The organism is Pseudomonas sp. YQ_6, from assembly GCF_043103245.1.
Lineage (GTDB): Bacteria > Pseudomonadota > Gammaproteobacteria > Pseudomonadales > Pseudomonadaceae > Aquipseudomonas > Aquipseudomonas alloputida.
In genome coordinates, this window is record NZ_JBICJR010000023.1 from 52507 (window position 1) to 67488 (window position 14982).

A 14982-nucleotide genomic window follows, 5' to 3' on the forward strand; every position below is an offset into this window, starting at 1 on the left:
CGCGCTGTGCCCGGGTTCTGACAAGCAAAGGGTACAGCGAGGACGCTTTCATGAGCATCGAACGCAACATTCCCGAGCTTGAAGCCTGGTACGCCCAGTACGACGACATCAGTTATCGGCGCGCGTCACCGGATGCCTACCACCATGAACTGCTTCGCACAGCCGAGGCCCTGCGCGACGACGGTGCCATCGACTGGGACGACTGGTTGGCGCTCAAGGCGCTGGCCGATGAGGCGCATATCCGCGCGCTGGAAGATGCCGTGCAGGCCCATGTGAGCGACCCGGACGCATGAAAGCGCTGAAGATCGCCACCTTCAACATCAATGGCATCCGCAGCCGTTTGCCGGCGCTGCTGGCCTGGCTGGAGCGGGAGCAGCCCGACATTGCCTGCCTGCAGGAGCTGAAGGCGGCCGATCAGCAGTTCCCTCGCGCGGAGCTGGAGGCAGCAGGCTATGGCAGCCTTCATCATGGGCAACCGTCATGGAACGGCGTGGCCATTCTGGTGCGGGGCAGCGATCCGCTCGAGGTTCGCCGCGGCTTGCCCGGCCTGGAGGAGGACAGCCAGAGCCGCTATCTGGAAGCTGCGGCACACGGGGTGTTGGTCGCTTGCCTCTACCTGCCGAACGGAAACCCGCAGCCCGGGCCCAAGTTCGATTACAAGCTGCACTGGTTCGAATGCCTGATCCAGCATGCGCGCAGCCTCTATGAAAGTGGCCACCCCACGCTGCTGGCAGGGGATTTCAATGTCGTGCCCACCGACATGGACATCTATAACCCGCGTTCCTGGCTGAAGGACGCACTGCTGCAGCCTGAGTCGCGAGCGTGTTACCAACGACTGCTTGACCAGGGCTGGCTCGATGCCATACGCCATCTGTACCCGGACGAGCGTGTCTACACCTTCTGGGACTACTTCCGTAACCACTGGGCCCGCAATGCCGGGTTGCGAATCGATCACCTGTTGCTCAACCACGAGCTTGCGCCTTATCTGAAACGGGCGGGTGTCGATGCATGGGTGCGCAACGAGGCCAAGGCCAGCGACCATGCGCCCGTCTGGATCGAGCTGGGTACGCGTCGTGCTCGGTCATAGTCAGTTCAGCACATGAACCAGCGCCGGGCTGAGACGCTCCGACAGTAGCGACTTCAGATTGCATTCAGATTCGGCCCCGATAATTCCCTCCGTCGCACCCAGGCGGGGGAAACTTCATGACTCAGTCTCATCAATGGCACGGTTTGCTTCCGTTACCCATCGGTAGCCATGCCGATCATCAGGCGCACCTTTCTCTTCACCTCAGCGGCGATCAAGGGCGCGGCGAGCTGGAGCACTTCATACACGAACGCTTTGCCAGCGTGCACCAGGCGGATGTGCAGCATTACCTGCCGGAACTGCTTGCCTTGCAGGGTAGCCACTGTCGACTGATCGCGGCGGCGGGCATGCGACCGGCCAGCGAAGGGCCGCTCTTTCTCGAGCGGTACCTGGACGAGCCTCTGGAATCTGCTGTTTCACGGGTAACCGGTGCCTCACCGGATCGTAGCTGCATGGTGGAAGTAGGCAACTTGGCCTCACTCAGCGCCGGCAGCGCTCGAATAATGATCATCGCCGTGACGTGGTTGCTGGCGATGCGCGGTTTGGAGTGGGTCGCATTCACGGGCGCCGCGACACTGTTCAACAGTTTCCGGCGACTGGGGCTGGTGCCTACTGTTCTGGCCTCAGCGGATCCTGCGCGCCTGAAGGGCCAAGTGGACCAGTGGGGGACCTACTACGACCAGCGACCTCAGGTATTTGCCGGCAACATAGGCTTTGGCTTCGATGCCCTGAAGCAGGCGGGCATGTTCGAGCGGCTTGGGTTTCCCACGTTAGCCCTGGAGACCGGCCATGCGGCATGAATTGACTGCCTTTCAGACACTGTTGCGCCAGCACGCCTTCGAACATCCTGACGCCGTGGCCGTTCAGGGCGATGCGCAGCGTTACACCTACCGGCAACTGCTCGACGAGGTCGAATCCCGTGCGGGCTGCCTGCGCAGCCAATCACCGGGAACCTTCGCCGTGGTGCTGGATAACGGGCCCGAGGCGCTATTCTGGGATTTGGCGGCGCTGTTCGCCGAACGCGCCAGTGTGACAGTGCCGTCGTTTTTCAGCGCGACCCAGTTCCAGCACTGCTTGCAGCAAAGCGGAGTCACGGCGGTCGTGTGCCAAGCGCAGTGGGCCGAACAGCTCATTGCGCTTGGCTTTGCCCGGCAGGCGCCAGCTGGCGTGTGGCAGCGTGACAGTTTTGTCGCCCCGGCGCTGCCTGAGGGCACTGCCAAGATCACTTACACCTCCGGTAGCACCGGCACGCCCAAAGGCGTGTGCCTGAGCGCTGAAACCCTGCTGCGCGTGGCGCATGAGCTGGAGGCCGCCAGCCGCCCAACCGAGCCGCAGCGATACCTGGCGGTACTGCCACTGGGCGTTTTGCTGGAAAACCTGGGCGTCTACGCCGCGCTCATGGCTGGCGCTTGTGTGCAGCTCTATCCGCAGCAGCAGTTGGGGATGGGAGGGGCAAGCCAGGTCGATTTCAAGCGCCTGCTGGGCGCAATCGCCCTCAGTGGTGCGCAAAGCCTGATCCTTGTGCCGCAACTGCTGATGGGGTTGGTGACAGCGATCGAACGTGGGCTGATGCGAGTCGGCCCACTGCGTTTGGTGGCGGTTGGCGGGGCTCGGGTATCGCCAAGCCTGCTCGCGCGGGCCGAGGCGGTCGGTTTGCCGGTGTTCGAAGGTTACGGCTTGTCCGAGTGCGCCTCGGTAGTGGCGCTCAACCGCACAGGGGCTGTGCGCCCTGGGAGCGTCGGCAAGCCATTGCCGCATGTGCAGGTGCGCATCGCCGAGGATGGCGAAGTCCTGGTGGCCGGCTCGACATTGCTGGGCTACCTGGGAGAGCCGCCTGTAACCGGGCAGTGGTGGGCAACAGGCGATGTAGGGCACCTCGATGAGGAGGGCTACCTCTACCTGGATGGCCGCAAGAAGCATCAGTTCATCACCAGTTTCGGGCGCAACGTCAACCCGGAATGGGTGGAAGCCGAGCTGAGCCAAAGTGGCGTGATCGCCCAGGCTTTCGTGCATGGCGAAGCCTTGCCACGCAACCTTGCCTTGCTCTGGCCGCTGGATCCCGGCATCAGCGACGAGGGCATCGAACAGGCCGTACAGCAATGCAACGCGCGATTGCCCGATTACGCCAGGGTGCACGCCTGGCGCCGCTTGCCAGTGCCTCTGAGCACGCTTGACGAAACCCTGACTGCCAATGGCCGCCCGCGACGTGAGGCGATCTTGCAGCGTTACCACACCCTGTTGTCCGACATCTCGTTGTGAGGTTCACAATGTCCTTTTTCGACACCCTGCAAGTACAAACCGCCCAAGAGCGTCAGGCGCTGTTCGCCGTACCGGTGATCCGCGAAGCGCTGGCCGGCCAGGTCAGCCTGGACAGCTACGTTGCCTTCCTGACTCAGGCCTATTATCACGTGCGCCATACCGTGCCGCTGATGATGGCCTGTGGGGCTCGATTGCCGCTGCGGCTGGAGTGGCTGCGCGGCGCGGTCTGCGAATACATTGAAGAGGAATATGGCCACGAGCAGTGGATCCTCAACGACATCAAAGCATGCGGCGGTGACTGGGAGGCCGTGCGCGATGGCCAGCCGGTGCAATCCATCGAGCTGATGGTCGCCTACCTGTACGACCTGATCGCCCGTGGCAACCCGGTCGGGTTGTTCGGCATGGTCAACGTGCTCGAAGGCACCAGCATCGCCCTGGCCACCCAGGCGGCGGGCGTTATCCAGAACACATTGGCACTGCCTGACCAGGCTTTCAGCTATCTCAGCTCGCACGGTGCGCTCGACCAGGAGCACATGGTGACCTACAAACAGTTGATGGACCGCCTCGACGATGCCGGTGACCAGCAGGCCGTTCTCCACGCGGCCAAGGTCGTCTACCGCTTGTACACCGAAATGTTCCAGGGCTTGCCGCGTGCCGGGCAGCAAGTGGTGCATCATGCGTTTGGCTGAGTCCGTGGTGATCCTCACCGGCGCCAGTGGGGGCATAGGCCTGGCGCTGGCTGAACAGCTCTGCGCTGCCGGTGCCCAGGTGTTGGCCGTCAGTCGGCATATGGGCAAGCTGGCTGGCCTGATGAACCTGTACCCTGATCGTCTGCGCTGGCAGGAAGCCGACCTGCGCAGCCCGTCGGGGCGCGAACATGTCATCGAGCGGGCACGCGAGATGGGGGCTGTGAATGTGCTGATCAACGCTGCTGGCGTGAATCGCTTCGCTCTGCTCGACCAGCTGGATGAGTATGCGCTGGATGAGCTACTGGACATCAACCTGAAGGCTCCCCTGCAACTGACACGCGCCTGCCTGCCGTTGCTGCGTGCTCAGCCCAAGGCGTTGGTGGTCAATGTCGGGTCGACCTATGGGTCGATCGGCTACCCCGGCTATGCCACCTACTGCGCCAGCAAGTTTGCGTTGCGTGGCTTTTCGCAAGCGCTGCGCCGCGAGTTGGCCGACACCACGGTGAACGTGCTGTATGCCGCCCCGCGGGCGACCCGCACAACGATGAACAGCAGCGCTGCGACTGCGCTCAATCAAGCGCTGAAAGTTGGCATGGACGACCCGGCGGACGTCGCCCGTGCTGTGCTCCAGGCGGTGCAATCCGAGCGCACCGAGCTTTATCTGGGGTGGCCGGAAAAGCTATTCGTGCGTATCAACGGCATGTTGCCGGGCATAGTCGATCGCGCACTGCGCAAGCAACTGCCTGTCATTCGTCGTTATATCGGCAGCCACTCCAAGGAGTCGAACAAATGAAGCGTCTGTTCATTGCCAGCTTGCTGGCATTTGCACCCTTCACCTGGGCACTGGACCAGGCAGGCAGCCAGCGCCTGAGCGATCTGCAGCAGCGCTGGGCGCAGATTCAGTACCAAATACCCAAGGACAAGCGTGCCGACGCCTTCGAAAAGCTGGCAGGCGAAGCAACAACGTTTGTTCATCAGTATCCCGGCACACCTGAACCCCTGATCTGGGAGGGCATCATCAACAGCAGTTGGGCAGGGGCGGCGGGCGGCCTCGGTGCACTGGGCAAGGTCAAGGCGGCGAAAGCCAGCCTGGAGCAGGCCATGAAGCTGGACCCCACCGCCCTGCAAGGTTCGGCCTACACCAGCCTGGGCACGCTGTATGATCAGGTGCCAGGCTGGCCTATTGGTTTCGGTGATGCCGAGATGGCCGACAAGATGCTGCGCAAAGCCTTGCAGATCAACCCCAACGGTATCGACAGCAACTATTTCTGGGCTGATCATCTGTATCGGCAAAAGCGCTACCCTGAAGCTATCGCAGCCCTGCAGAAAGCCTTGCAGGCACAGCCCCGGCCGGGACGTGAGTTGGCTGACCAGGGCCGGCGTACCGATATCGATGCTTTACTCAAGGCCATCAAGGACAAACAGGACTGAACATGCGGCTGTTGCTGGTTGAGGATGACATCGCGCTGGGTGAAGGGATCTGCGACGGCTTGCGCCAGGAGGGGTACACCCTCGACTGGTTGCGTGACGGTGTCGGTGGCTTGCATGCGCTGCAACACGAGACCTTCGACCTGCTGATCCTGGATCTTGGATTGCCCCGTATGGATGGCCTCGAGCTACTCAGGCGTTTACGCGCCGGCGGCGACAGCTTGCCGGTGCTGATCCTTACCGCGCGGGATGCCCTCGATGATCGCATTGCCGGCCTGGATGCCGGTGCCGATGACTACCTGGTCAAGCCTTTCGACCTCAACGAGCTCAAGGCACGCTTGCGCGCCTTGCTGCGGCGCAGCGTCGGGCGCGCCAAGGTGCTGATCGAGCATGCCGGGGTCAGTCTGGATCCGACCACCCAGCAAGTGCAATACAACGGCGTCGAGGTTGTACTAACCCCCAAAGAGTATGTGCTGCTGCATGAGTTGCTGGCACAGCCCGGCAAGGTATTCACACGTGAGCGCCTGACTCAACTGCTGTATGGCTGGGATGAAGAGCCGGAGAGCAACACGCTGGAGGTAAACATCTACCACCTGCGCAAGAAGCTGTTCAACGGCCTGATTCGCACGGTGCGCGGCATTGGCTATCTGGTCGAGGTCAAGGCATGACCTCGCTTCGCCAGCGCACGCTGTGGCGCGTGATGCTCTTGCTGCTACTCGGTACCGGCCTGCTCGCGCTCTATAACTACCACGACAGCAGCCACGAAATTAACGAGGTGTATGACGCGCACCTGGCCCAGAACGCGCGTTTGCTGCAAGGCGTCATGAGCATGCCGGTACAGGAGGGCTCGCGTGAGGCGCTGTATCAGGCCTTCAACGATGCCTTGGGCAAAGCGGGGCGGCACCAGGTGGGCCATCCTTACGAAAGCAAGCTGGCGTTCCAGGTCTGGGGAGAAGGCATGGCGTTGCTGGTGCATACACCCAGTGCGCCGCCAATCGACCCACCACCCACTGCTCCAGGGTTCTACGACTTTTCCAGTGGCGGTGAACAATGGCGCGGTTTCGTTTTGCCGGTGCCGGAAAAGCACTGGCTTATCTGGGTGGGTGAGCGTGATGATGTGCGCTACGACCTGATCGACCGCATCGTTCGCCACACGCTGTTCCCGTTCCTGCTTGGCAGCCTGGCGTTGGCACTGCTGGTGTGGGCTGCGATCGGCTGGGGGCTGCGGCCATTGCAGAACATGGCCAATGTCATCCGCAGGCGTCATGCAGATTCGCTGGAGCCGCTGCAACTGGTACCGCTTCCCACTGAACTGGAGCCCATGCAGGCTGCGATCAATCGTTTGCTGGCGCAGATCGACGATCTGCTGCGGCGTGAACATCGCTTCATTGCCGATGCTGCCCATGAAATGCGTACGCCTCTGGCCGTACTGCGGCTGCACGCGCAGAACGCGCTGGCCGCCAGCAATGATGCCGAGCGCCAGAAAGCCCTGGGCTTTCTTGTGGGCGGGGTCGATCGGCTGACACGTGTGGTCAACCAATTGCTGACATTGGCCCGCGTCGAGCCAAGACTGGGGCAGCGAGCCAGCACCCGGATCGACTTGGCCGAGGTCGTCACCGAAACCCTGGCTGAACTCACCCCATGGATACTGGACCGTGGCCTGGAACCCTCGCTGGACATCGACGAAGGGGACCACCACCTGCAGATCGACGCCGGCGCGCTGGGCATTGCGCTACAGAACCTGGTGTCCAACGCGGTAGAACACTCACCGCCTGGGGGGCGCATAGCCGTGTCACTGCGGCGTCTGGACAGCAGCGTCGAACTGGTTGTCGAGGATGAAGGGACGGGTATCGATGAGGAGAGCCTGTCCCGTGTATTCGAGCGTTTTTACAGCCGAAACAGCCCAAATGGTGCTGGCCTTGGGCTGTCCATCGTCGCGACCATCATCGACCGTATGGGGGGGCAGATACGTCTTGAAAACAGAGCGGGTAGCGGGCTGGCCGCTACCTTGTCGTTTCCACTGTCTTGAATCACCTTTGCTTCAAATGGATCGCTGATTGACCCGCTCAGAAAGCTGCTCGGCGCTTTCCTTGCGCTCTGAATAGCGATCGACCAGGAATGCCTGGCGGTCGCGCAGCAGCACGGTAAACTTCACCAGCTCCTCCATGACGTCAACCACGCGATCGTAGTACGGCGATGGCTTCATCCGCCCGGCGTCGTCGAACTCCAGATAAGCCTTGGGTACCGAAGACTGGTTCGGGATGGTGAACATCCGCATCCAGCGGCCCAGCACGCGCAACTGGTTGACCACGTTGAACGACTGCGATCCGCCGCACACCTGCATCACGGCCAGGGTCTTGCCTTGGGTGGGGCGCAATGCCCCCAGCGCCAAGGGAATCCAGTCGATCTGTGCCTTGAACACCGCCGACATCGCCCCATGGCGCTCTGGCGAGCACCACACCTGGCCTTCTGACCACTGCACCAGTTCACGCAGCTCCTGCACCTTGGGATGCTCTACGGGTACATCGTCAGGCAGCGGCAGGCCCGACGGGTCGAAGGTGCGGGTTTCGGCACCGAAGTGCTCCAGCAGACGCGCGGCTTCTTCTACCAGCAAGCGACTGAAGGAGCGTTCTCGGGTAGACCCGTACAGCAGCAGGATGCGAGGTTTGTGTTCGCAGGTCGGGGTTGCCGAAGGCGGCAGGTCGAACAGCGTGAGGTCGAGGTTAGGCAGTTGCTCGGACATGTTTTCTTCCTGTTCAAAGCGAGCCGATGCGATCCAGCGCGTGCTTGAGCTGCTCGCGGTCGAGGTGATCGAACGGCAGCGCGAAGAAGGCCTGGCAGCGAGACTCGATGCGGGCCAGTGTGGCCCGGAAAGCCGCATCGACCGATGCTTCGTCACCCACGACATCGGAGGGGTCTTCCAGCCCCCAATGCGACTTCAGCGCAGGGCCGAAATACACCGGGCAGGTTTCGCCCGCTGCCTTGTCGCAGACGGTGATGACGATGTCGGGTGGGTTGCCCTCGAACGCATCGTTGCCTTTGCTGCTCAAGCCCTCGGTCGAGATATTGGCCTGCTGCAACGTGCTCAGGCTGCGTGGCAACACCTGGCCCTTGGGAAAACTGCCAGCGCTGACTGCCTCGAAACCGGGCGGTGCCAGGTGGTTGAACATTGCTTCGGAAAGGATGCTGCGGCAACTGTTGGCCGTGCACATGAACAGGACTCGCATGGAGGGCTCCTCCGCTGGGGGGCGAACGTCAGAGGCTCAGGCGCAGTGCCAGAGCAGAAAGGGTGATCAGCAAAACCGGTACCGTGAGCAGCAGGCCGACCTTGAAGTAGTAACCCCAGGTGATGCGCACGCCTTTACGCGCCAGCACATGCAGCCAAAGCAGCGTGGCGAGGCTGCCGATCGGGGTGATCTTCGGGCCGAGGTCGCAACCGATGACGTTGGCGTAGATCATCGCCTCACGTACCAGGCCCTCTGCACCGCTGGCCTGGATCGACAATGCGCCGATCAGCACGCTGGGCATGTTGTTCATGACTGAGGACAGCAGGGCGGAAATCAACCCGGTGCCAATGGCCGCGCTCCACAGGCCCTGCCCGGCAAGCGTGTCCAGCAGTTGGGTGAGCATGTCGGTAAGGCCGGCGTTCTTCAGGCCGTACACCACCAGATACATGCCCAGAGAAAATATCACCACCTGCCACGGCGCTTCCCGCAGCACGCGACGGGTTGAGATGCGGTGACCGCGAGCGGCCACGGCAAAGAGGATTGCGGCACAGACGGCGGCCACCGCACTGATCGGGATGCCCAGAGGTTCCAGTGCGAACAGGCCTGCAAGCAGCACCAGCAGCACCCACCCACCGACTTTGAAGGTGGCGTGGTCATGAATTGCCTCGCTCGGCGCCTTCAGCGCATCGAGCGCGTACTGCTTGGGGATATCACGACGGAAGTACAGGAATAGCACCAGCAGGGTGGCCGCCACGCTGGCGATATTCACCGGCACCATCACCGATGCGTATTCGGCGAAGCCCAGGCCGAAGTAGTCGGCCGAGACGATGTTGACCAGGTTGGAGACCACCAGCGGCAGGCTTGCCGTGTCGGCAATGAAGCCTGCGGCCATGACAAAGGCCAGTGTCGCTGCAGGTGAGAAGCGCAGCGCGAGCAGCATCGACATGACAATGGGGGTGAGGATCAGCGCCGCACCGTCGTTGGCGAACAGCGCCGATACAGCGGCGCCGAGCAGTACGCAGAAGGCGAACAGGCGGTAGCCGCTGCCGTTTGCCCAACGCGCCACATGCAATGCGGCCCATTCGAAGAAACCTGCCTCATCCAGCAGCAAGCTGATGATGATGACCGCGATGAACGTGGCGGTGGCGTTCCAGACAATGGCCCATACGGCAGGGATGTCATGCAGGGAAACTACGCCTGTGGCCAGGGCGATGATGGCGCCTAGCGCGGCGCTCCAGCCAACACCGAGCCCCTTGGGCTGCCAGATGACCAGTATGAGGGTGAACACGAAGACAGCAATGGCGGGCAGCATGAAAATCTCGCTTGGTGATGATCAGCAGCAGACGGAATCACGCACGGGGCGACCGTCCATGTTCTTCAGCCGAAGGGCATTGTCAGCCAGCCATTGCGAATTGGCCTGCAAGGTGACCTGAAGCATTTCGTGAACCCAGGAAGGCAGCTCCGGATTCAGGCGGTAATACACCCACTGGCCCTGACGGCGGTCCAGCAGCATGCCATTGCTGCGCAGTTGTGCCAGATGGCGACTGATCTTGGGTTGGCTGTCGTTGAGCGCGCACATCAGTTCGCAGACGCACAGTTCGCCCAGGCTGGCGATAAGCAGAGTGGCGCGAGCGCGGGTTTCGTCAGAGAGGCTCTTGAAGACATCGGGCGGTGTGATCATGGGGGTGCCTGTACATACGGAAAGCCGAATATACGTATTTCCATATGTTGGAGCAAGCATTCCTGGGCTTGTGCGCTTGCAGCTCGCCATCGCCACGCCCTTCGGTCGACAAAAGCAGGGTTTTGGCAGGCTTCAGACGCTGATGGCAATGCAGGGTGTATAGTGCGTGCTCGGGTGACTGTCGTTCAGTGGCTCATAACCGAGATGCCAACATGTCCCAGACGTACCCCAGCGCGGCCCAAAAAGCCCATGTGCGCATCTGCGAGCAGGTCGAGGCCTTCCTTCAGCATGGCGGCCGCATTCAGCAGGTAGCGATCGGTGTCACCGGCTACGCTGAAGGTGTCTCCAGGGCGCAGTGGAAAAAAGGGCGCACTGCAAAGCCTTGAGGATGTCGGCAGTGCGCCTTTGTGGTGCTCGGCGTCCCAAACACTGACCCATGGCGCCAGGCCGGTCGCACCCGAACCGGCCTGGCGCTTTTGATTCAAGCGGCCCGTTGCTCATCCTTAAGCAGTTTTTTCTGCGCTTGCATGGCGAGCCCCAGCTCGTCCAGTTGGTCTTTCCCCAGCAGCTTTTTCGCGGTAGGGAAGAGCGCTTCCTCCTCTTCCTCGATGTGATGCTCAAGCAGCTCCTTCATCACCTTGACCCGACCGGCGAACTCAAGGGTACCTGTTTGCGTATGAAGCAGATCAGGCAGCACCAGGGCGTCGGCAGCACGATCACAGAATAGGTTTGCCCCCTGTCACGGCGTACCGCGAACCCGAGATGTAGCTGGCTTCATCGGACCCCAGCAAGACATAGATTGGCGCCACCTCCACAGGTTGACCCGGCCGCCCCATCGGGTAACCGGAACCGAAGTTCCTCACCGCCTCATCAGGCATGGTGGCCGGGATCAGCGGGGTCCAGATCGGGCCGGGTGCGACGCTGTTGACGCGAATGCCCTGCTTGCCCAGCAATTGCGCAAGGCCTGCAGTGAAATTGGCAATGGCACCTTTGGTCGCGGCATAGGCCAACAAACTGGGTGACGGGTCGTCAGAGTTGACCGAGCTGGTGTTGATGATCGAACCGCCTTTTGGCATCGAGGGCAAAGCGCGCTGGCAAATGCGGAAAATGGCGGTGATGTTGGTATCGAAGGTCTTCACCCATTCATCGTCGTCAATGTCGTCCAGGCTTTCATGGGCCATCTGGAACGCAGCGTTGTTGACCAGGATATCGATGCGACCAAACTGCGCCACGGTCTTGTCGACGATGTCATGGCAGTGCTGTTTCTGTGCAAGGTCGCCGGGCAGCAGCAGGCACTGGCGGCCAGCCGCTTTGACCCAGCGCGCGGTTTCCTGCGCGTCGTCGTGTTCATTCAGATAGGCAATGGCAACGTCAGCGCCTTCTCGGGCATAGGCAATGGCCACCGCACGCCCGATGCCGCTGTCAGCACCGGTTATCAAGGCGATCTTGCCTGCGAGGCGATTGTTGCCGGTGTAGCTCTGCTCACCGCAGTCCGGATAAGGATCCATCTCGCGCTGGGAACCGGGAACGCTTTGCGGTTGGGAAGGGAATGGAGGGGTAGGGTAGTCGCTCATGCTGGAAGCTCCTGCAGGTTTGGAACGCTCATTCCCATTCGAAAGGCGCGCCAGGCCAGTGTTGAAGTGGATATTCGTGCTGAGCGACGAGCGGTTGATGCACCCATTCCCAGTGAATTTTTACCCACCGCATGGTTCTACCGCTGACGGGGCTTGCTGGCATGGGTGAGGCCCACGTTATCAAGGAGTCTGCGGTGCCTCGAATCATCACGCCTTCCACGCCGGAACATGAGATCGATCAGACGAACGAGAGGATGTTCGGTACGCCCAAGGAGCGGCTGGATTTCTATCGACGCGAAATTCAGTATGAGACCACCATCCTGGCCAACCGTACCGACGCTTATCTTGCGGCCCAGTCGTTCCTGGTGATCGCCTACGTGTCATCGATGGGTAACCTGAACCAAAGCTGGGGCGAAATGTTCACCCTGATGGTCCCGGCTTTTCTCGCACTGCTCGGCGTGCTCAGTACACTGAATGCGTGGCCTGGCATCCGCGCGGCCTTCCGGATTATCGAGCACTGGCAAATGAAGCAGAGCCACTTGCTGCGCAGCGAACCGCTGATGGGGCTGGCCTATGACGAGTCGCCGCTGTTCTGCGAGGCCGAAACCTCTCAGGCGGGGCACCGCAAATCGCTGCTGTTTTCCTTGCGCACGCCCTGGATTTTCCTGTGCTTCTGGGTGTTGCTGGGCAGCTATTCGGTTTTCATCCAGCTGGCGTGATCAGTGCGTGCTGGTCGGCACCATGGGCGACCAGCACGCACTGAGCAGTAGCAGGGTCAGTCTGCCAGTGCCTTGATCAGTTGCTCATTGAAGGCTGGGATATCGTCCGGCTGGCGGCTGGTGATGAGGTTGCCATCGACCACCACTTGTTCATCCACCCACGTACCGCCCGCATTGCGAATGTCATCTTGCAAGGTCTTGTAGCTGGTCATTCGCTTGCCTTTGGCCAACCCGCTCGATATCAGCAGCCACGCGCCGTGGCAGATAACCGCCAGCGGCCTGCCGGCCGCATCATGGCTTTTTAGCAGTTTCTGCGCACCGGGGATCAAGCGAATGGTGTCGGAGTTCTGCACACCGCCGGGCAGCACCAAGGCGTCGTAGAGGTCAAGCTGCGCACTGTCGAAAGTCGCATCCACGCTGAAAGCGTCGGCGGGTTCGTCATGGTTCCAGCCACGTACCGTGCCTTCTTTCTCGCTCAGGATATCGACCACCGCGCCGCTGTTTTCCAAGGCTTCACGCGGGCCGGTCAGTTCCACCTGTTCAAAGCCATCGGTGACCAGAAAGGCCACGCGCTTGCCGTTCAATTGTGCACTCATCATTTTCTCCTCGTGCTGATAGGCCTTTCATAAGGGCCTGCAAACAGCGAGCAAAGTTCCTGCTCGATGCCTGGCGGTATGGGGAGAACCTGCTAGCGGTTGCGCACGGTATCCAATGCAGGCGACCAGACCGTATGACCGCAACGTGAACACGCCAGGGTGTCATGAGGCTCATGGTAGGCCGGGAAACCACAGCTCACGCAGCAATGCAACCCGGCGCCGGGCGGCGATGTGTACTCCGGGCGATGCTCGACCGGCAGCACTGACAGGCCTGGGCGTGTGTCTTGCTGATCGTAGAAATACAAACTGAGATCGCCATCGGTTTCCAGAAGGCCCAGTCGAACCTGGCCCAGGTGCTCGACACCTTGCTGGCGTAGCTCCATGAACAGCTCATTCGGGGAAATGTTCATGTGACGCAGCGAATGGATTTCGTACATGCCATCTTTCACTACCGTGACTGGCAGCCCGTCGATCCAGGCCTCGCAGGTTCTGTTTCGCCTCATGAGGTAGACCGTTCCTCGGTAAAGCATGAACAGTGTGAGGAAAACCAAGGCCACCGGAAGCAGCGGTACGTCCTCGTAAAAGGTCACATCGCCGGCAGCTGAGCCCAGGGTGAGAATGACCACGAGCTCGAACCGGGACAGCTGTCTGATACCGCGCCGGCCACTGAATTTCAGAAAGAAGAACACGGCCAGGAAGGCCGCTGAAACACGCACAGCAACTTCCAGCAGAAAGGTAAAAGGGAAGTCGCCTATCAGCATCCGTTGCAGATCAAACGAAACCATTCGTTCCACCCTTCCTTCTGCCGTTGTCAGATAAAGGGTTGACCCTTCTCGCTCAGGGCTGGTTCATCGACTTTGCCTGGGAACTCTGCGCGCGCGTCACCAGGGAATCGACGTGCCGTCCCACGCCCAGAACGTTCCGCTCTGCGCCGGGCCGTGACGGCTCACAAGCGCCAGGATGCAGGTGGCGGCAAACGCGGGCGAGAACAGCTTGGCCGGCGGCACATTGCCCTGAAAGGGTCGGGAAAGCTGGGTGTCGGTGGTGCCGGGATGCAATGCAAGTACCGTTGACGCGGGGTTCAGTCGCTTCAGCTCGATGCTTGCAGTGCGCAGAAGCTGGTTGAGCGCGGCTTTGCTGGCACGGTAGCTGTACCAGCCCCCCAAATGATTGTCGCCGATCGACCCGACCCGCGCCGACAAGGCGACGAAGGCCATCGGTTGCCGACGCAGCAGCGGCAGCAAATGCTTGAGCAGCAGAACAGGGGCGAAACAGTTGGTGGTGAAACTGCTCAGCAACCCCGCCATATCAAGCTGGTTCAGCGCTTTTTCAGCCCGTGCCGGGCCTTCTTGCAGCACGCCAAGCGTGCTGAAGACCAGGTTCAGCTGGTCGCAGCAGGCGCCCACCTGTGCTGCCAGAGTGTGCAGTGCCTGCTCGGATCGGGCGTCGCAATCGAGGCGAACCAACCGTCGCCCGTGCTCTGTGAACAAGGTATCCAGCGCAGGGCTGGTGGTGGCTCGTCGCGAAACGGCGAACACCAGCCCGATGTCATCGCGCGCCAGCAACTGCGTGCACAATGCCAGGCCAATCCCTTGGCTGGCCCCGCAGACCAGCACGTTGGCGGGTGTGTGAAGGTCGTTGATCAGGCTCATCGCGTGTCCTCTTGGCTGGGCGCTGGCGCCTCGTCCTGTGATGCCTGCCAACGTTCTTGCACATGGCAGGGGT

General features: G+C 61.4%; 19 protein-coding genes and 1 pseudogene. 11 read left to right on the plus strand and 9 right to left on the minus strand.

From position 1 onward, the window contains the following. The first annotated feature begins 50 nt into the window (after positions 1-50). From ACF8FG_RS05910 to ACF8FG_RS05950, 9 genes are all read left to right on the plus strand, one after another. Positions 51-293, plus strand: a complete 243-nt coding sequence (locus ACF8FG_RS05910; RefSeq protein WP_003254042.1) for a hypothetical protein — start codon at positions 51-53, stop codon at positions 291-293. Next, positions 290-1087, plus strand: coding sequence for an exodeoxyribonuclease III (gene xth, locus ACF8FG_RS05915; RefSeq protein WP_014591355.1), 798 nt, complete (start codon positions 290-292; stop codon positions 1085-1087). The genes ACF8FG_RS05910 and xth overlap by 4 nt, the downstream gene beginning before the upstream one ends. A gap of 116 nt (positions 1088-1203) precedes the next feature. Next, complete coding sequence (locus ACF8FG_RS05920) at positions 1204-1884, plus strand: thermostable hemolysin (RefSeq protein WP_023389988.1); 681 nt, start codon at positions 1204-1206, stop codon at positions 1882-1884. Further along, positions 1874-3343, plus strand: coding sequence for an AMP-binding protein (locus tag ACF8FG_RS05925; RefSeq protein ID WP_019436678.1), 1470 nt, complete (start codon positions 1874-1876; stop codon positions 3341-3343). The genes ACF8FG_RS05920 and ACF8FG_RS05925 overlap by 11 nt, the downstream gene beginning before the upstream one ends. Positions 3344-3351: 8 nt before the next feature. Further along, a complete protein-coding gene (locus tag ACF8FG_RS05930; RefSeq protein WP_019436677.1) occupies positions 3352-4032 on the plus strand; it encodes a TenA family transcriptional regulator in 681 nt (226 codons plus the stop codon). After that, entirely contained in the window at positions 4019-4825 is an 807-nt protein-coding gene (locus ACF8FG_RS05935) for an SDR family oxidoreductase (protein ID WP_014591351.1), read from the plus strand. The genes ACF8FG_RS05930 and ACF8FG_RS05935 overlap by 14 nt, the downstream gene beginning before the upstream one ends. After that, positions 4822-5463 (plus strand): tetratricopeptide repeat protein, encoded by a 642-nt coding sequence (locus ACF8FG_RS05940; protein ID WP_076402956.1) that lies wholly within the window; start codon positions 4822-4824, stop codon positions 5461-5463. Before ACF8FG_RS05935 ends, ACF8FG_RS05940 begins: the two co-directional genes overlap by 4 nt. Positions 5464-5465: 2 nt before the next feature. Then, the gene (locus ACF8FG_RS05945; RefSeq protein WP_014591349.1) at positions 5466-6128 is read left to right on the plus strand and encodes a response regulator; all 663 of its coding nucleotides are present in this window, start codon (positions 5466-5468) and stop codon (positions 6126-6128) included. Beyond that, the gene (locus tag ACF8FG_RS05950; protein WP_019436675.1) at positions 6125-7489 is read left to right on the plus strand and encodes a HAMP domain-containing sensor histidine kinase; all 1365 of its coding nucleotides are present in this window, start codon (positions 6125-6127) and stop codon (positions 7487-7489) included. The genes ACF8FG_RS05945 and ACF8FG_RS05950 overlap by 4 nt, the downstream gene beginning before the upstream one ends. Positions 7490-7501: 12 nt before the next feature. Here the strand turns inward: ACF8FG_RS05950 and arsH are convergent, their stop codons facing one another. From arsH to ACF8FG_RS05970, 4 genes are read right to left on the minus strand one after another with little or no spacing between them, the layout of a single operon-like run. Continuing rightward, entirely contained in the window at positions 7502-8203 is a 702-nt protein-coding gene (gene arsH / locus ACF8FG_RS05955) for an arsenical resistance protein ArsH (protein WP_010953631.1), read from the minus strand. Between the two features lie 13 nt (positions 8204-8216). After that, positions 8217-8687: an arsenate reductase ArsC gene (locus ACF8FG_RS05960; protein ID WP_014591346.1), complete on the minus strand. Its 471-nt coding sequence runs from the start codon at positions 8685-8687 to the stop codon at positions 8217-8219. 28 nt (positions 8688-8715) lie between these two features. After that, positions 8716-9999, minus strand: coding sequence for an arsenic transporter (locus ACF8FG_RS05965; RefSeq protein ID WP_318078598.1), 1284 nt, complete (start codon positions 9997-9999; stop codon positions 8716-8718). 21 nt (positions 10000-10020) lie between these two features. Beyond that, on the minus strand, positions 10021-10368 hold the full coding sequence (locus ACF8FG_RS05970; RefSeq protein WP_010953634.1) for a metalloregulator ArsR/SmtB family transcription factor: 348 nt from the start codon (positions 10366-10368) through the stop codon (positions 10021-10023). Between the two features lie 212 nt (positions 10369-10580). Here ACF8FG_RS05970 and ACF8FG_RS05975 point away from each other — a divergent pair, with 212 nt between their 5' ends. After that, positions 10581-10754 (plus strand): hypothetical protein, encoded by a 174-nt coding sequence (locus ACF8FG_RS05975; protein ID WP_017147688.1) that lies wholly within the window; start codon positions 10581-10583, stop codon positions 10752-10754. Positions 10755-10849: 95 nt separating this feature from the next. On the opposite strand, the pseudogene ACF8FG_RS05980 reads toward ACF8FG_RS05975, so the two are convergent. Both ACF8FG_RS05980 and ACF8FG_RS05985 read right to left on the minus strand, forming a co-directional pair. Next, positions 10850-11083: pseudogene (locus ACF8FG_RS05980) on the minus strand (hemerythrin domain-containing protein); the annotation flags it as partial. 1 nt (position 11084) lies between these two features. Beyond that, entirely contained in the window at positions 11085-11942 is an 858-nt protein-coding gene (locus ACF8FG_RS05985; protein WP_017147687.1) for a glucose 1-dehydrogenase, read from the minus strand. A 194-nt stretch (positions 11943-12136) separates the two neighbouring features. Between ACF8FG_RS05985 and ACF8FG_RS05990 the strand changes: the two genes are divergently transcribed. Beyond that, entirely contained in the window at positions 12137-12661 is a 525-nt protein-coding gene (locus ACF8FG_RS05990) for a hypothetical protein (RefSeq protein WP_010953640.1), read from the plus strand. Positions 12662-12717: 56 nt separating this feature from the next. On the opposite strand, the gene ACF8FG_RS05995 is transcribed toward ACF8FG_RS05990, so the two are convergent. The 3 genes from ACF8FG_RS05995 to ACF8FG_RS06005 all read right to left on the minus strand — a co-directional run bounded on the left by ACF8FG_RS05995 (position 12718) and on the right by ACF8FG_RS06005 (position 14909). Continuing rightward, positions 12718-13257, minus strand: a complete 540-nt coding sequence (locus tag ACF8FG_RS05995; RefSeq protein ID WP_041167015.1) for a type 1 glutamine amidotransferase domain-containing protein — start codon at positions 13255-13257, stop codon at positions 12718-12720. Positions 13258-13349: 92 nt separating this feature from the next. Further along, positions 13350-14042, minus strand: coding sequence for a DUF421 domain-containing protein (locus tag ACF8FG_RS06000; RefSeq protein WP_003254014.1), 693 nt, complete (start codon positions 14040-14042; stop codon positions 13350-13352). A gap of 96 nt (positions 14043-14138) precedes the next feature. After that, entirely contained in the window at positions 14139-14909 is a 771-nt protein-coding gene (locus ACF8FG_RS06005) for an SDR family NAD(P)-dependent oxidoreductase (RefSeq protein ID WP_014591338.1), read from the minus strand. Between the last annotated feature and the right edge of the window lie 73 nt (positions 14910-14982).

Bases quoted from the DNA above. Each gene is read 5' to 3' on its own strand.
- ACF8FG_RS05950 (WP_019436675.1), top strand. From the start codon at position 6,125: ATGACCTCGCTTCGCCAGCGCACGCTGTGGCGCGTGATGCTCTTGCTG.
- ACF8FG_RS05945 (WP_014591349.1), top strand. From the start codon at position 5,466: ATGCGGCTGTTGCTGGTTGAGGATGACATCGCGCTGGGTGAAGGGATC.
- ACF8FG_RS05925 (WP_019436678.1), top strand. From the start codon at position 1,874: ATGCGGCATGAATTGACTGCCTTTCAGACACTGTTGCGCCAGCACGCC.
- ACF8FG_RS05965 (WP_318078598.1), bottom strand. From the start codon at position 9,999: ATGCTGCCCGCCATTGCTGTCTTCGTGTTCACCCTCATACTGGTCATC.
- ACF8FG_RS05910 (WP_003254042.1), top strand. From the start codon at position 51: ATGAGCATCGAACGCAACATTCCCGAGCTTGAAGCCTGGTACGCCCAG.
- ACF8FG_RS05995 (WP_041167015.1), bottom strand. From the start codon at position 13,257: ATGAGTGCACAATTGAACGGCAAGCGCGTGGCCTTTCTGGTCACCGAT.
- ACF8FG_RS05975 (WP_017147688.1), top strand. From the start codon at position 10,581: ATGTCCCAGACGTACCCCAGCGCGGCCCAAAAAGCCCATGTGCGCATC.
- xth (WP_014591355.1), top strand. From the start codon at position 290: ATGAAAGCGCTGAAGATCGCCACCTTCAACATCAATGGCATCCGCAGC.
- ACF8FG_RS05920 (WP_023389988.1), top strand. From the start codon at position 1,204: ATGACTCAGTCTCATCAATGGCACGGTTTGCTTCCGTTACCCATCGGT.
- ACF8FG_RS05935 (WP_014591351.1), top strand. From the start codon at position 4,019: ATGCGTTTGGCTGAGTCCGTGGTGATCCTCACCGGCGCCAGTGGGGGC.
- ACF8FG_RS06005 (WP_014591338.1), bottom strand. From the start codon at position 14,909: ATGAGCCTGATCAACGACCTTCACACACCCGCCAACGTGCTGGTCTGC.
- arsH (WP_010953631.1), bottom strand. From the start codon at position 8,203: ATGTCCGAGCAACTGCCTAACCTCGACCTCACGCTGTTCGACCTGCCG.
- ACF8FG_RS05960 (WP_014591346.1), bottom strand. From the start codon at position 8,687: ATGCGAGTCCTGTTCATGTGCACGGCCAACAGTTGCCGCAGCATCCTT.
- ACF8FG_RS05930 (WP_019436677.1), top strand. From the start codon at position 3,352: ATGTCCTTTTTCGACACCCTGCAAGTACAAACCGCCCAAGAGCGTCAG.
- ACF8FG_RS05985 (WP_017147687.1), bottom strand. From the start codon at position 11,942: ATGAGCGACTACCCTACCCCTCCATTCCCTTCCCAACCGCAAAGCGTT.
- ACF8FG_RS06000 (WP_003254014.1), bottom strand. From the start codon at position 14,042: ATGGTTTCGTTTGATCTGCAACGGATGCTGATAGGCGACTTCCCTTTT.
- ACF8FG_RS05940 (WP_076402956.1), top strand. From the start codon at position 4,822: ATGAAGCGTCTGTTCATTGCCAGCTTGCTGGCATTTGCACCCTTCACC.
- ACF8FG_RS05970 (WP_010953634.1), bottom strand. From the start codon at position 10,368: ATGATCACACCGCCCGATGTCTTCAAGAGCCTCTCTGACGAAACCCGC.